This window comes from Streptomyces himalayensis subsp. himalayensis (assembly GCF_013778455.1).
GTDB lineage: Bacteria > Actinomycetota > Actinomycetes > Streptomycetales > Streptomycetaceae > Streptomyces > Streptomyces himalayensis.
The window spans coordinates 116,827-130,840 of record NZ_JACEHE010000011.1 but is presented as its reverse complement, the minus strand read 5'-3'; the positions used below and the strand labels follow the sequence as shown (position 1 = coordinate 130,840).

The following is a 14,014-nucleotide window of genomic DNA, read 5'->3' as shown; positions in this document are numbered from 1 at the left end:
GTCATCCGCGCAGCGTGCGGTCGAACCGGTGGCGCAGGTGGTCGCCGGCCTGGTTCAACGCGAAGACGGTCAGGAAGATGACGAAGGAGGGGACAAACACCATGTGCGGCGATTCCGCGATGGAGTCCTTGCCTTCGGCGATCATCCCGCCCCAGCTGGGGCGCGGCGGTGGGATCCCCAGGCCGAGGAAGCTCAGGGAGCCCTCGGCCACGATCAGCGCGGCCATCACGACCGGGAGGTACGCGCCCAGCGTGGGCAGGAAGTTCGGCATGATCTCCCGGGTCAGCACGCGCCGGTGTCCCGCGCCCATGTTGCGCGCGGCCAAAACGAAGTCCCTGGCCGCCCATGCAAGGGTGTTGGCCCTGGCCAGGCGGATGTACGAGGGGACGATCAGCAGCGTCAGGCCCACCAGCAGGGTACGCACGCTCGGGGTCAGAATCGACGAGAGCGCCAGCAGGAGGATCAGCGGCGGGAAGGCGAGCATCGCGTCGGCCACCAGCCGCACCAAGGAGTCGGCGCGCTTGCCGAAATAGCCGGCAGGCATGCCCAGGGCGGTTCCGATGGCTGCTCCGACCAGTCCGGCGGCGGCGCCCACCACGAGGGACACCTGCGCTCCGTACGCACACCGGGACAGGATGGACCGGCCCTGGCTGTCGGTGCCCAGCAGCAAGTCCAACGAGCCGAGCTGCGGGGCCTGCCGCGGTGGGCCGACCGGGACCGCAAAGGACGCCAGGGGCAGCACGCCGGCCAGCAGCGCCACCGCGACCACGGCGAACAGCCAGCCGTACGACAGGTACACCAGCACCGAGCGCGGCTCGCTGACCCGCGGTACCACCGGCTCTCGTGCGCCATCGCCCCAGGAAGCGGCGGCCTCGGGCACGGCCTTCACATCCGACTGCGTCATGCCTTGGCCGCCTTCCTGACGCGCGGATCGATGAGCCCGTAGCTCAGGTCGACCAGCATGTTGACCATGACGTAGACCACCGCGATGAACACCACGATTCCCTGCACCGTCACCACGTCCCGGGAGGTGATCGCGGACGCCAGCAGCTGCCCGAGACCGGGCAGGGTGAACAGCGTCTCGACGATCACCGTCCCGCCGATCAGCCGTCCCAGGTTGATGCCGGCGAGCGTGATCAGGGAGAACGAGGACGGGCGCAGGGCATGACGGAACATCACGTACGTGCCGCTCACGCCTTTGGCCCGGGCAGCTCCGACGAAGTCCTCCCCCAGCGTCCCGATGAGGTCCGTGCGCAGCAGCCGGTGGAACGCCGCGATCTCCGTCAGGGCGATGGCCACCGTCGGCAGCACGGCGCCTCGCAGGTTGGCCCCGATGCCCTCACTGGCCGGCGACCATCCCGTCACGGGGAACCAGCCGAGCTGGAGGGCGAAGAAGTAGATCAGCACCGGGCCGGCGATGAACGCCGGCACTGAGAGGAACACCGACGACACCGCGTTGATCAGCCGGTCCACCGGGCTTCCGGGGCGCACGGCCGAGGCGACGGCCAGCAGCACCGCGACGGCGAGGGCGAGCACCAGGGCCATCGCCGCCAACTGCAGGGTGACCGGCAGCCTTTCCACGATCGCCGTACTGACGGACTGCCCCGTCACCGGCGAGTTCCCCAGGTCGCCTTGGGCTGCCGCGGTGAGCCAGTCCCAGTACTGCCCCCACAGCGGCTGGTCGAGCCCCAGTTGGGTTTCCATCGCCCCGACAGTCTCGGGTGTCGCGTCAGGCCCGAGAACGACCTCGGCGACGGAGCCCGGAGCGAGGCTCAGCAGCAGCGTCACCCCCATCGTGACCAGCAGTACGACGAGGAGACTTCGACCCACACGTCTCACAACGGGGAGCACCATTGCGACTCGCTTTCCTGAGGCGATGCGAGCTGAGCAGCTGGGTGCCCGCGCACCCGTGCACGCTTCTTGGGGCATTGGTTCTGGTCTCAGGGCATTGGTCCTGGGCATCGCTCTCCCGGGGCGGTGGCGACACGTATGGCTATGTCCATAGCCGTCTCATGGGGTCACCGGTGATCACGGCGGTCGCCGGGATCCGGGCCCGTCCTGGCCCGTCACCCCCACCAGTGGCTCGTCCAGGCCATCCGCAGTGCGACTTCGACACGAGTGTCGAGCAGATCACGAGGCTTGTGTTCAACGCGCTGCGAGTGTGAGCTGTCAAAGGTCTGGATTGCAGCACACAGTCGACGGATATGCTATTTACGATTCGTGAGAATGCCGATATCCGCACTGGGAACCGCACGGGACATTCCGGATCCCGGACCAGTGACGTGTGCAGGTGGCGGCCGCCCTGCGGGCGGCGGGTGCCATCCCACCCGACCTTGTGGAGGCCACTGTGCGAGAACCACGCGCCCGGCGCTCGGAGTTGGCCACACCGGCCAGCAGCGAGCGCATGTGCGAGAAGGCGGCGAGCTCCGGCGCCGACTTCGTCTTCCTCGATCTCGAAGACGCGTGCGCGCCGTCCGCCAAGGATGCGGCGCGCGGCATCGCCGTCGCGGCGCTGACGGACCTGGACTGGGGACGGACCGTCCGGGCCGTCCGCGTGAACGCCATCGACACACCCTGGTGCCACGGCGACATCATCGAGGTCGTCACCGGCGCGCGCGACGCTCTGGATGTCCTCATCGTGCCCAAGGCGCGATCGGCACGGGACGTCTGGTGGGTCGACGTCCTGCTCACCCAGCTGGAGACGAAGCTCCGGCTGACCCGGCCCATCGGCCTGGAGGTGCTCATCGAAGAGGCCGAGGGGCTGGCCAACGCGGCCGAGATAGCACGTGCTAGCTCACGCCTCGAGGCGGTCATCTTCGGTGCGGGCGATCTTTCGGCGTCGCTACGGGCGCGCGTGAACGGCAACTTCGATCCGGTCGGCGAGTACCCGGGCGACTTCTGGCACTTCGCGCGCGCCACGGTGCTCGCTGCGGCGCGGGCCGCGGGGGTCGACGCGATCGACGCACCGTACCCGGACTACCGCGATGCCGAGGGCTATCGCAGGTCCGCCGTGCACGCGAGCCTGATGGGCTACGACGGCAAGTGGGCGATCCACCCCGACCAAGTGCCCATCGCCAACGAGGTCTTCACCCCGACCGCCCAGGAGATCGAAGAGGCCCGTGAGGCCATGGAGATCTACCGCGAGTCCGAGGCGGAGGGCGTGGGCGCGATCGGTCGCGACGGCAGGCTGGTCGACGCCGCCCATATGCGCCTCGCCACCAACGTGCTGTACAAGGCGTCGCTGGCTCGAGAATCAGCATTTCAAAAATGAGAGTCATACTCTATCCAACACTCCCGCGCTGAGTACACTGCCAGCATGGCTGATTCTCCCTTGGCGACCGATCGCATACGCCGGCGGCTCGAGGGCAAGGTCGCGGTCGTCACCGGCGCCGGCTCCGGCATCGGCCGAGCAGCCGCCGTGCTCTTCGCTGAGGAGGGTGCGAAAGTCGTCTGCGCCGACATCAGCGGCCGAGAGAAGGAAGCGGCAACCGCGATCGGCGACGGCGCGGTCCCCGTGCACGTCGATGTCGCCCGGTCCGACGAGGTGGCCGCCATGATAGACACGGCCGTGCAGGAGTTCGGGCGGCTCGACGTGCTCTTCAACAACGCCGGCTTCGGTGGCCCGCCCCACCCGCTCACCGAGTTCGACGAGGCGACCTTCGACAACCTGATCGCGGTGAACCTCAAGGGTGTCTTCCTCGGCATGAAGTACGGGATCCCCGCCATGCTCCGCGGCGGCGGGGGCTCGGTCATCAACACGGCGTCGACAGCGGGCCTCGTGGGCTGGAAGGGCAAGGCCGTGTATGCGGCGGCCAAGGGCGGGGTCGTACAGCTCACCAAGTCGGCCGCACTCGACTTCGCCACACAGGGAGTGCGGGTCAACGCCATCTGTCCGGGCATGACCTGGACGGGGTTGGCCAGTGCTGCCGCGGACGGCAGCTCGACGCCACCGCACGAGTCACGCCCGCCTCAGCCGATGGGCCGGTGGGGCATGCCGCAGAGCTGGCAGCCGCTGTGCTCTTCCTCGCCAGCGACGAGTCGTCATTCGTCACCGGGACGGCGATCCCTGTCGACGGCGGGTACGTCGCCCGCTGACGTGCCGGCGTCCTGAGGTGCTGATACGCCAACCGATATGAGGAGGCGCAGGCCCAAACTCGCCAGACCGCCCTCCCCCGCTCCGGCGGACTCGATGCCCACCGGCGCGCCGAACCGATGTGAACCCCTGGATTCCGAGGTGACGATGCGCTTCATCTTCCACTATCCGGAGACGAACGGGCCCGACGGCGACGTTCTCGATGCCGGGCCACTGCGTGAGGTTGCTGTGGCGGCGGAGCGGGCCGGGTTCGACGGGTTGTCGCTCAGCGAGCATCCAGTGCCGGGTGCCCGGTGGCTGGCCTCGGGCGGCCATCAGACGCTCGACCCGTTCGTCGCGCTCGCCTATGCGGCCGCAGCGACGGAACGTCTGCGGCTGCTCACCTATCTGGCGGTCTCGCCCTACCGGAACCCGTTCCTCCTCGCCAAAGCCGCAGCGACGCTGGACAAGCTCTCGGGAGGACGCCTGTTCCTCGGCCTCGGCACGGGATACCAGAAGAGCGAGTTCCACGCCCTGGGTGTCGACATGGAGGAACGCAACGCCCTGTTCGACGAGGCCCTCGACGTGCTGCCCTTGCACTGGAGCGGGGAGCCGTTCAGCTATCAGGGACGGCACTTCAGTGCGCGTGACGTGATAGCGAGGCCCCGGCCGGTCCAGGACCCCATCCCGATCTGGGTGGGCGGCAACTCGAAGCTCAGCCGTCGCCGCGTCGCCGAGCGGGCGCAGGGGTGGATGCCGATGTCCGGCGGAGCCCAGCTCAGCGCCACCGCTCGTACGCCCAGCCTCGGTTCGGTGCAGGAACTGGCTGTCGCCATAGCCGAGTTGCGGGAGGCGGCGGCCGCGGCCGGGCGTTCCGAGCGGATCGACGTGCTGTACTCCTACCAGGGCGCCGGAATTCACTCACCGACCGTCGAGCCCGACCGCCATCGGGAAGCGTTCGCGGAGCTCGAGAAGGCCGGTGTCACATGGGTGGTGGTGTCGAGCGGCACCCACTCGCCCTCGGCCACGCTGGAGTTCCTCGAGGCCTTCGGCTCGACCTATTTGTCGTGACGGCGGGGAGGAAGGCAGCGCGCGTGGGATGGTTCGAGGAACGCGGAGGGCTCGCAGGCACAGTCGCCGTGGTCACCGGTGGGGCGGGCGGTCTCGGGGAGGCCATCGTGTCCGATCTGGCCGCGGGCGGCGTCCTCGCGGCAGTGATCGACATCGACGGCGAGGCGGTGGACGTCCTTCGCCGGTCGCTCGCCGAGCGGGGTTGTGACGCGATCGTGCACCAGGGCGACGTTCGCGACGCCGACGCGTTGTCGGCACTGTTCGCCGCCGTCGACGAACGCTGGGGCCGGCTCGACACGCTCGTCAATGTCGTCGGGGGCACCTTTCGAGCGCCGTTCACCGAGACCACTCCGCGGGGCTGGGACGCGCTCTTGCGTACCAACCTGCTCCACGTACTGCACGCCTGCTCCCTCGCCGCCCCACGGATGCGGGCCGGTGGACGCGGGGGCAGCATCATCAACCTCACGACGGTCGAGGCGCACCGGGCAGCGCCGGGTTTCGCCGTCTACGCGGCCGCCAAGGCGGCGGTGGAGCAGTTCGCGCGGACACTCGCCGTCGAACTCGCCCCCGACGGCATCCGGGTCAACAACGTCGCCCCGGACTACACCCCCACGCCCAACATCCTGAAGTTCTCAAGCGGCGACGAGTCGCTCGCGACCCCTGCCGGCGTGCGCGTCGCCATCCCCATGGGGCGGGTGGGGAGCGTCACGGACGTATCGAACTGCGTGGTGTTCCTCGCGTCGGGGCTGTCGGCCTACGTCACCGGGACTACTCTCCATCCCGACGGCGGCACGTTCGCCTCAGCGGGATGGTTCAACTGGCCGGACTCGGGCTGGGCCAACTACGCCCCGACGAGCTTGCTGAAGCACATCGCATCCGGCGGGGAAACGTAACCGCTCGACCGGCCGTAGGACGCCAAGCCCTTGTCGGCGCGCCGGCATCCTCACCGGCCGCTCAGACGCGCAGCGACAGGAGCGAAGCTGTCGATCTGCGACTGCTGGACGGTGACGTAGTTGATGCCGAGCTCCTCGCGGCGCTCCTGGAGGCGTTCGGCGATCTCGTCGGCGGTGCCGACCAGCACGTTGGGGTGGTCGAGCAGCCCCACAGAGGGGACCCGCATCAGCTTCGCGATGCGGGCGACGGCGGTCCCCGGGTCATCGGTGACCTCGGTGAAGTACGGAGAGCTCTCGATGTCGAAGCCGCCGAACCGATCACCCGCCGCGTCCCTTACGTAGCCCAGTCGGCGGGCGGCCTCCTCCCGGGGCGACAGACCATCGGAGTTCACCGGCTGGAACGGCACGTTATTGATGCTCACGATGTCCGCCTCGCGGGCGGCCAGGGACAGTACGCGCCTGCGGCCGCCACCGATCATGATGGGTGGGTGTGGGCGCTGCGCCGGGAGCGGCAGGCCCGCGTAGCCCGTCACGTTGACGTACTCGCCCTTGGCGTCGAGCTCCTGCCCGGACCAGTGGGCTTTGACGAGGGCGACCACCTCCTCCAGTTTCGTGACGCGCTGCGGCGCCGCCGCGAAGTCGAGCCCCATCGCCCGGTATTCGGGGGCGCTCCAGCCGGCGCCGATGCCGAACTCGAGCCGCCCCTCGGAGAGCAGGTCGATGGTGGCCGCCTCCTTCGCGAGCACGGCCGGGACGTGGTAGTCGACGCAGAAGACCCGGCAGCCGATACGCAGTGTCTGCGTGACCGCCGCGGCGGTCGCCATCGCCGCGATCGGCGCGAGGTGCTGCGGGACCTGGCTCGCCTCACGGGCCGCGGGGCCCGGGCCCAGATAGTGGTCGGCCGTGAAGAGGGTGGAGAACCCCAGATCCTCGACCTTCCGTGCCAGGTCGCGCCACTCGGCAGCCGACTTGGCCTTGGTCGCCTGCACGGCGAAGCGGAACGGACGCACGGTCGTCGTCTGCATCCGCCGAAAATAACACATGCATGTATCGATAACAGAGGTATTGACTGATGGATATGCCGTTCTTCTAATGGAGAGGATCCGTTCTACTCACGCCGTACGCCGAAGGGGCACGAGGGTGGCCAAGAGGACGAGGTTCGCCGAGTACGAGAACCGGTATGCCAACTACCGCTTCGAGCTGAGCGAGGAGGGCATCCTGTTCATGCAGTGCCACACCAACGGCAAGAGCCTCGTGTGGGACTGGAAGGCGCACGACGACATGACCGACGTCTTCGCGGACATCGCGGGCGACCGCGAGATCAAGGTCCTGATCCACACCGGCACCGGCGAGAACTACAACGCCGACTGGGGACGGCTGCCCGACGGCAACCCTCCGGAGCGGCCGGTGTACCAGCTCATGCCGGACGAGCGCGGCCTCAACAAACTGGACGAGAAGGCCTGGTACAGCCGCAACCTCATCTTCAACGTCCTCGACGTGGACGTGCCGATGATCAGCGCGGTCAACGGCCCGTGCAACATCCACTCCGAGGTCCCGCTGATGGGTGACATCGTCCTCGCCTCCGACGACGCCTGGTTCCAGGACGTCTCGCACTTCCCTCGCGGCCAGGTGCCCGGCGACGGCCAGCACGTCATCTGGAACTTCCTCGTCGGCCACAACCGCGGCCGCTACCTGCTGCTGACCGGCAAGAAGCTCAGCGCACAGGAGGCACTGGAGTGGGGTGCCGTCGCCGAGGTGTTGCCCAAGGAGCAACTCCTCGACCGCGCCTGGGAGCTGGCGCGCGAACTGGCGAAGCGGCCCCCACTGGTGCTGCGCTACACCCGCCAGCTGTTCACCCAGGAACTCAAGCGCGCCTTCCTCAACGAGCTGGGCCACGGACTCGCGCGGGAGACCTACGCCCAGCGCGCCTTCTTCCCCTTCGGTGGGGACATGGAGCCGCTGGACCGCGCATGGGACGACCGGCCCTGGTCGGGCTGACGCCCGTGCAGGCGCTCGAAGGCATCAGGGTCCTGGACCTGGGCACGTTCATCGCCGGGCCGTTCTGCGGCACCGTGCTCGGCGAGTTCGGCGCCGAGGTGATCAAGGTGGAACGCCCCGGCGCCGGGGATCATCTGCGCCGCTTCGGCACCGACACGGACTGCGGGGACACCCTGGTCTGGCTCAGCGAGGGCCGCAACAAGCGGTCCGTCACGCTCGACCTCGGCGACGAGCGCGGCAGGCAGCTTCTGCGGGAACTGATCGCCGGCGCGGACGTGGTGATCGAGAACTTCCGGCCCGGGGTGATGGAGCGGTGGGGGCTCGGCTGGGAGCAGATCCAGGCACTGAACCCGCGCGCGATCCTGCTGCGGGTGTCGGCCTACGGTCAGTCCGGGCCCTACCGCGACCTGCCCGGCTTCGCCCGCATCGCCCACGCCTTCTCCGGCCTGGCCTATCTCGCCGGAGAACCCGACGGGCCGCCCGTGACCCCCGGCTCCACATCGCTGGCCGACTACACCACCGGCCTGTACGGCGTCATCGGCGTCCTGTTGGCCCTGCGGGCCCGCGAGTCCACCGGCAGGGGGCAGTGCGTGGACCTCGCGCTGTACGAGACGATCTTCCGCCTGCTCGACGAACTGGCGCCCGCCTACCAGCAGTACGGCTACGTACGGGAGCGGATGGGCGCCGACACGGTGAACGTCGTCCCGCACAGCCACTACCGCACCAAGGACGGCCGCTGGATCGCCATCGCCTGCTCCAACGACGAGATGTTCGCCCGGCTCGCGCGGGCCATGGACCGCCCTGAGCTGGCGGCGGACGACCGGTTCGGCCCCAAGGAGGCCAGGCTCGCGGCGCGGGACGAAGTCAACGCGCTGGTAGGCGAGTGGGTCGGATCGTTCACCCGGCAGGAGGTCCTCGACCGGTGCCGGGCCACGCAGGTCCCGGCGGGGCCGCTCAACTCGATCGCCGACATCTTCGAGGATCCCCAGTACGCGCACCGCGGCACGATCCAGCTCCAGGACTCACGTATAGGCCCCCTGGCCGTACCCGGGGTGCTGCCCGCGCTCTCCGAGACACCGGGCGAGATCGACTGGCTGGGCCCGGCGCTCGGCGCCCACACCGACGCGGTGCTCGGCGGGATTCTGCACCGCACGCCCGCGGAGATAGCGCGGCTGCGGGACGACGGGGTAATCTGATGTTCGGAAACGCCATTCTCCCCAGACGAGAGCCATGTTCATGGGTAAGAGGGAAGGGCTTCAGGCATGACCGGTATTCAGGAACGGCTGGCCACCGGGAAGGGGAAGTTCACTCCCCACTTCCCCGAGCTCGGCACCGCCCCGGTGGACTACGAGGACTCGATCTCCCAGGAGTTCTTCGAAGCCGAGCGGGAGGCCGTCTTCCGGCGGTCCTGGCTCAAGGTCGGGCGGATCGAGCAACTGCCCAAGCGCGGCAGCTACTTCACCCGGGACCTCCCCGGCCTCGGCTCGATCGTCGTCGTCCGCTCCACCAACGACACCGTGCGGGCCCTCCACAACGTATGCGCCCACCGCGGCAACAAGCTCGTCTGGCAGGAGCATCCGCAGGAGGAGAGCCAGGGCACGTGCCGCGCGTTCACCTGCAAGTACCACGGCTGGCGCTACGGGCTCGACGGCAAGATCGCCCACATCACCAACGAGGACCAGTTCTTCGACCTCGACAAGAGCAGGCTGCGCATGCCGCCGCTGCACTGCGAGGTGTTCGCGGGATTCATCTTCGTCAACTTCGGCAAGGACGCCGAGCCCCTGCGGAGCTTCCTCGGTGAGCGTCTGCTGGAGCTGGAGAGCTACCCGTTCGGCGAGATGACCCAGCGATTCGGCTACCGGACCCGGATCAAGGGCAACTGGAAGCTGTCCATCGACGCCGTCCTCGAGTGGTACCACCCGCCGTACGTGCACGCCCGGTTCATCGACCCCGACGTGAGCAAGGCCGAAAAGCTCGTCCCGCCGGTCGATGCCTACCACTACGACATCTTCGACCCGCACATGCTCACCTCCGTGCCGGGGCCGCCCCCGCTGCCGCCGCGCAGGCCCGGCGAGCTGGGGCCGGTGCAGCGCAATCAGAAGTGGATCTACCGCCTCTTCCGCGCCGGCCTGTTCGGGCCCGACGACGTCCCTGACGTCGGCCCGCTGCCCGAGGCGCTGAACAAGGGCGACATCCGGTCCTGGGGCAACGACTCCTTCTGGCTGTTCCCGAACTTCTCGGTCCAGATCTGGGCGCGGAACTTCTACATCACCTACCAGTACTGGCCCGACGCGGTCGACTCGCACACCTACGAGCTCGACATCTACTTCCCGCCGCCCGAGAACGCCCAGCAGCGGCTCGCCCAGGAACTGGTCGCCGACAGCACCATCGAGTTCGCCATGCAGGACTCCAACACCGTCGAGGCGACCCACTCGGCCCTGGCGACCCGCGCCAACCAGCAGTTCCACCTGTCCGACCAGGAGCTGCTCATCCGCAACTTCCACAAGGTCATCCGCGACGCGGTGGATGCCCACCAGTCGGCCGCGAAGGAGGAGGACCACCGGTGACCACCGCCGCGGCAACCCTGCCCGAAGCCTTCCGCGACCTTGAACCGTACGTCGCCGACTGGGCGCTGCCGACCCGGCAGGAGCGGTACGACATGCGCCTGTCGAAGCCCTTCGAGGAGCTGGTGGAGTTCTACGACGCCATCGCCCCGCGGGCCGAGGAGGCGATCGCCTACCTCGACACACTCGACCTCAACGCCATGCCCGAGGACCGCCACACGGCTGCTGCGCCTGCTCTACTCGCTGGTCCTGGTCTCGTACGCCGTGAACGTCTTCAAACAGCCCCGCATCCCCGACTCCGGCTCGGCGTTCTTCGACACCGTCGCCGAGCCGGCCGTCTGACGCGCCTGATATCTGGCCGTCCGACCGTCTGACCAGAAACAGGAGGAGCGATGGACAGCACGGGCGCGCCCCGCACCGAGCAGCCGCACCGGCGCATGGACCGCACACCGCAGTGGGACGGGGAGGCGGTCGCATGAGCCGGCAACGTACCGCGCTCGTCACCGGTGGCGCGTCCGGCATCGGGCGGGCCATCGTGCTGCGCCTCGCCGAGGACGGTTTCGCCACCGCCGTCCTCGACCTCGACGCGCAGGGAGCCGAGAAAGTGGCTGCCGAGTGCCGCGAGAAGGGACACGAGGCTGTCGCCTTCGGCGGGGTGGACGTGTCCGACCGCGCCCAGGTGGACTCCGCGGTCCAGCGGGTGCGTGACACGCTGGGCCCCGTGCTCGCTCTCGTCAACAACGCCGGAGTGACCGGGACGACGGCGTTCCTGAAGATCACCGACGACCAGTGGGACCAGCAGCTCGCCGTGAACCTCAGTGGCCCGTTCTACCTGTGCCAGGCGGTGCTCCCCGGCATGATCGAGGCCGGCTGGGGGCGGATCGTGAACATATCCTCCTCCAGCTTCCATTCGGGGCAGCCGTACATGGCGCACTACGTGTCCGCCAAGTCCGGTCTCGTCGGCCTCACCAAATGCCTGGCCCTCGAATTCGGCCCGAAGGGCATCACAGTCAACACGATCCCGCCCGGCTTCATCGACACCCCCATGCTGCGCGAATCGGAGCGGAAGGGCCTGATCGGCGGGTCGGTCGACCACCACGCCGGACTCACACCGGTACGGCGCCCGGGCCGGCCCGAGGACATCGCGGCCGCCTGCGCCTTCCTGGTCTCCGAGGAGGCGGGTTACGTCACCGGGCAGGTCATCGGCGTCAACGGCGGGCGCAACACCTGACGAGGCTTCAAGAAGCGAAGAGGTGCCAATTGACATCCAGCAGCGATGCTCACCGGCCAGCCAGAGATCGCCGAGCCGGTGATCGCCGACGCGATACGGGGGCCTTGAAACCATGAGGGTGCTCAAGGAGCGCGTCGCCGTCGTGACCGGGGCGGCGAGCGGCATCGGCCTCGCCATCTCTGAACGACTTGCCGTCGCAGGCGTTCGTCTGATGATGACCGACCTCGACGGCCAGGCAGTGGAAGACGCCGCCGCAGCGGCTCGCAACCGCGGCTGCGAGGTTGAGGCGGTGCCGCTCGACGTTCGTGACCCCGACGCGGTCGAGCGGGTGGCCGAGCTCGTCGTGCATCGGTTCGGTGGGCTGCACATCGCGGTGAACAACGCCGGGATCGTGAACCGGGGCACCGCCTGGGAACTCTCCCTCGACGACTGGCACCGCGTGATGAACGTGAATCTCTGGGGCGTCATCCACGGCGTGCGGTCCTTCGTGCCACGGATCCTCGCGACCGGTGATGACGGCCATGTGGTGAATGTGGCATCGATGGCCGCCGTTCATCCCCAAGAGCGCCTGGGGCCGTACACCGTCGCCAAGCACGGCGTCCTCGGCCTCTCGGACGTTCTGCGTGCCGACCTCGCAGCCGTCGATGCGCCCATCGGCGTCAGCGTCGTCTTCCCCGGCCGGATCCGAACGGCCATGAACCCGGTCGGCAGCGTCGAGCCGCACGCCGTGGCGAACAATGTCCTCGACGCGATCGCGCGCCGACGTCCGTACGTCTTCACCGATGACCACGCCGCCGGCGCCGTCGACGAGCGGCTCAAGGCGATCCTCTCGGCTCGAACGGACGTCATCGCCGAGTAGTGCGATCACCCTGGACAGGCCGGCGTTTGTGCTGGCCGAGGGTCGTGTGAAGAGCCGGGTGCCAACCGAGAGCCAGGTCCTGATCGCCCTGCTCGACTGCGGCGGCAGGACCGCCCGGCTGATGAGCGGCCGCTACCTGGACGTCAATGCGCGCGCGGTGGAACCCGCGATCCCGAGACTCCGACTGACCGGTGATAGCGTTGCCCGGAATTTACGGAGAACCGATGGAACGACGCCAGCTGGAATATTTCATAGCCGTGGTCGAGCACGGCGGATTCACGGCTGCGGCCACTGCCCTCCATGTCGCACAACCCTCGCTGTCCCATGCGATCCGGGCCCTGGAGCGCGAATTCGGCGGAAGCCTGTTTCACCGCCTCCCGCACGGCGTCGCACTCACCGCGGCCGGTGAGGCGCTCGTTCAGCCGGCGCAGCAGGTCCTGCGGGACCTGTCCACGGCCAGTTCCCTGGTCCGTGAAGTCCTCGGGCTCAGCGGTGGCCGACTCGACATCGTTGCGCAGACGACCCTTTCGGTCGATCCCCTCGCCGGCATGCTGGGGCGCTTTCATCGCGCGCATCCGAAGATCTCCGTGCGCGTGGTCGACCCGGAGCGGGGATCTGACGTGGCGCACATGGTCGCGGCCGGTCAGTGCGAACTCGGGCTGGTGGACGCCTCGGTGCCCACGGCGGACCTCCGCGGAATCGACCTGCCCGAGCAGGAGATGCACGTCGTGCTGCCTCCGGACCACCCGCATCCGGCAGGCAGCACGATCACCTCACGTGAATTGGCCGCGCTGGACCTGATCGTGACACCACCGGGCACCGAAACCCGGGTAGCCGTGGACGACGTGTGCACCGCGCTCGGCGTCCCACCGCGGATCGTGGTGGAGACCGCACATCGCGCGATGATCGTGCCGCTGGTCCTCTCCGGCGTCGGCGCCTCACTGCTGCCCACCTCCATGGCCCAGGACGCCGCGCTCCGCGGGGCCCGAATGCTGTCCAACCGTCCGCGGTTGCTGCGCCATGGCCGGCTGGTCTGGCGGTCAGGCCCGCTGTCGCCCGCTGCCCAGGCGTTCGTGGACCTGGCGGCCTCGCCTGCCGAGGAATGACGCCAGGGCTGCCGCCCAGGGATCCACGCCCAGCACTGACGCCGAAGCACGTCAGTCCCTCAGTCCCTCAGTCCCTCAGTCCCTCAGTCCCTCAGTCCCTCAGTCCCTGCCGGTATAGAAGTCTTCTATTGCCTTCATTCAAAACCGGTTCAGGGCGACTCAAGGTGTCTTGTTGACCGGTGTCGGTGGCCAATGACATCTTCTTCTGAACCGCAGGCAG

13 protein-coding genes and 1 pseudogene are annotated in these 14,014 nt (G+C 68.6%); 11 read left to right on the top strand and 3 right to left on the bottom strand.

The window, feature by feature from the left end:
- Position 1: 1 nt before the first annotated feature.
- Positions 2–904 carry an ABC transporter permease gene (locus H1D24_RS19345; RefSeq protein WP_181658863.1) on the bottom strand — a complete coding sequence of 301 codons (903 nt, stop codon included), beginning with the start codon at positions 902–904 and terminating at the stop codon, positions 2–4.
- Positions 901–1,854 carry an ABC transporter permease gene (locus tag H1D24_RS19340; protein WP_181658862.1) on the bottom strand — a complete coding sequence of 318 codons (954 nt, stop codon included), beginning with the start codon at positions 1,852–1,854 and terminating at the stop codon, positions 901–903. Before H1D24_RS19340 ends, H1D24_RS19345 begins: the two co-directional genes overlap by 4 nt.
- Before the next feature lie 493 nt (positions 1,855–2,347).
- Here H1D24_RS19340 and H1D24_RS19335 point away from each other — a divergent pair, with 493 nt between their 5' ends.
- The 4 genes and pseudogenes from H1D24_RS19335 to H1D24_RS19320 all read left to right on the top strand — a co-directional run bounded on the left by H1D24_RS19335 (position 2,348) and on the right by H1D24_RS19320 (position 6,036).
- Positions 2,348–3,271, top strand: a complete 924-nt coding sequence (locus H1D24_RS19335; RefSeq protein ID WP_181658861.1) for an HpcH/HpaI aldolase/citrate lyase family protein — start codon at positions 2,348–2,350, stop codon at positions 3,269–3,271.
- A gap of 45 nt (positions 3,272–3,316) precedes the next feature.
- Positions 3,317–4,095 (top strand): annotated as a pseudogene (locus tag H1D24_RS19330) (SDR family NAD(P)-dependent oxidoreductase).
- 145 nt (positions 4,096–4,240) lie between these two features.
- The gene (locus H1D24_RS19325) at positions 4,241–5,143 is read left to right on the top strand and encodes an LLM class F420-dependent oxidoreductase (protein WP_181658986.1); all 903 of its coding nucleotides are present in this window, start codon (positions 4,241–4,243) and stop codon (positions 5,141–5,143) included.
- 23 nt (positions 5,144–5,166) lie between these two features.
- The gene (locus H1D24_RS19320) at positions 5,167–6,036 is read left to right on the top strand and encodes an SDR family NAD(P)-dependent oxidoreductase (RefSeq protein ID WP_181658860.1); all 870 of its coding nucleotides are present in this window, start codon (positions 5,167–5,169) and stop codon (positions 6,034–6,036) included.
- 50 nt (positions 6,037–6,086) lie between these two features.
- Here the strand turns inward: H1D24_RS19320 and H1D24_RS19315 are convergent, their stop codons facing one another.
- Positions 6,087–7,061, bottom strand: coding sequence for a TIGR03621 family F420-dependent LLM class oxidoreductase (locus tag H1D24_RS19315; protein WP_181658859.1), 975 nt, complete (start codon positions 7,059–7,061; stop codon positions 6,087–6,089).
- A 115-nt stretch (positions 7,062–7,176) separates the two neighbouring features.
- Here H1D24_RS19315 and H1D24_RS19310 point away from each other — a divergent pair, with 115 nt between their 5' ends.
- The 7 genes from H1D24_RS19310 (at position 7,177) to H1D24_RS19280 (ending at position 13,794) form a co-directional block, all read left to right on the top strand.
- Positions 7,177–8,034, top strand: a complete 858-nt coding sequence (locus H1D24_RS19310) for an enoyl-CoA hydratase/isomerase family protein (RefSeq protein WP_181658858.1) — start codon at positions 7,177–7,179, stop codon at positions 8,032–8,034.
- Positions 8,007–9,230 carry a CaiB/BaiF CoA transferase family protein gene (locus H1D24_RS19305; protein ID WP_220136924.1) on the top strand — a complete coding sequence of 408 codons (1,224 nt, stop codon included), beginning with the start codon at positions 8,007–8,009 and terminating at the stop codon, positions 9,228–9,230. Before H1D24_RS19310 ends, H1D24_RS19305 begins: the two co-directional genes overlap by 28 nt.
- Before the next feature lie 66 nt (positions 9,231–9,296).
- The gene (locus H1D24_RS19300) at positions 9,297–10,601 is read left to right on the top strand and encodes an aromatic ring-hydroxylating oxygenase subunit alpha (protein ID WP_181658857.1); all 1,305 of its coding nucleotides are present in this window, start codon (positions 9,297–9,299) and stop codon (positions 10,599–10,601) included.
- Positions 10,598–10,972, top strand: a complete 375-nt coding sequence (locus H1D24_RS19295; protein ID WP_220136923.1) for a hypothetical protein — start codon at positions 10,598–10,600, stop codon at positions 10,970–10,972. The genes H1D24_RS19300 and H1D24_RS19295 overlap by 4 nt, the downstream gene beginning before the upstream one ends.
- A gap of 101 nt (positions 10,973–11,073) precedes the next feature.
- A complete protein-coding gene (locus H1D24_RS19290; protein WP_181658856.1) occupies positions 11,074–11,829 on the top strand; it encodes an SDR family NAD(P)-dependent oxidoreductase in 756 nt (251 codons plus the stop codon).
- Positions 11,830–11,941: 112 nt separating this feature from the next.
- A complete protein-coding gene (locus H1D24_RS19285; protein ID WP_181658855.1) occupies positions 11,942–12,688 on the top strand; it encodes an SDR family NAD(P)-dependent oxidoreductase in 747 nt (248 codons plus the stop codon).
- A gap of 191 nt (positions 12,689–12,879) precedes the next feature.
- On the top strand, positions 12,880–13,794 hold the full coding sequence (locus H1D24_RS19280; protein ID WP_309484388.1) for a LysR family transcriptional regulator: 915 nt from the start codon (positions 12,880–12,882) through the stop codon (positions 13,792–13,794).
- Positions 13,795–14,014 lie beyond the last annotated feature (220 nt).

Bases quoted from the DNA above. Each gene is read 5' to 3' on its own strand.
- H1D24_RS19345 (WP_181658863.1), bottom strand. From the start codon at position 904: ATGACGCAGTCGGATGTGAAGGCCGTGCCCGAGGCCGCCGCTTCCTGG.
- H1D24_RS19340 (WP_181658862.1), bottom strand. From the start codon at position 1,854: ATGGTGCTCCCCGTTGTGAGACGTGTGGGTCGAAGTCTCCTCGTCGTA.
- H1D24_RS19325 (WP_181658986.1), top strand. From the start codon at position 4,241: ATGCGCTTCATCTTCCACTATCCGGAGACGAACGGGCCCGACGGCGAC.
- H1D24_RS19315 (WP_181658859.1), bottom strand. From the start codon at position 7,061: ATGCAGACGACGACCGTGCGTCCGTTCCGCTTCGCCGTGCAGGCGACC.
- H1D24_RS19305 (WP_220136924.1), top strand. From the start codon at position 8,007: ATGGGACGACCGGCCCTGGTCGGGCTGACGCCCGTGCAGGCGCTCGAA.
- H1D24_RS19300 (WP_181658857.1), top strand. From the start codon at position 9,297: ATGACCGGTATTCAGGAACGGCTGGCCACCGGGAAGGGGAAGTTCACT.
- H1D24_RS19290 (WP_181658856.1), top strand. From the start codon at position 11,074: ATGAGCCGGCAACGTACCGCGCTCGTCACCGGTGGCGCGTCCGGCATC.
- H1D24_RS19285 (WP_181658855.1), top strand. From the start codon at position 11,942: ATGAGGGTGCTCAAGGAGCGCGTCGCCGTCGTGACCGGGGCGGCGAGC.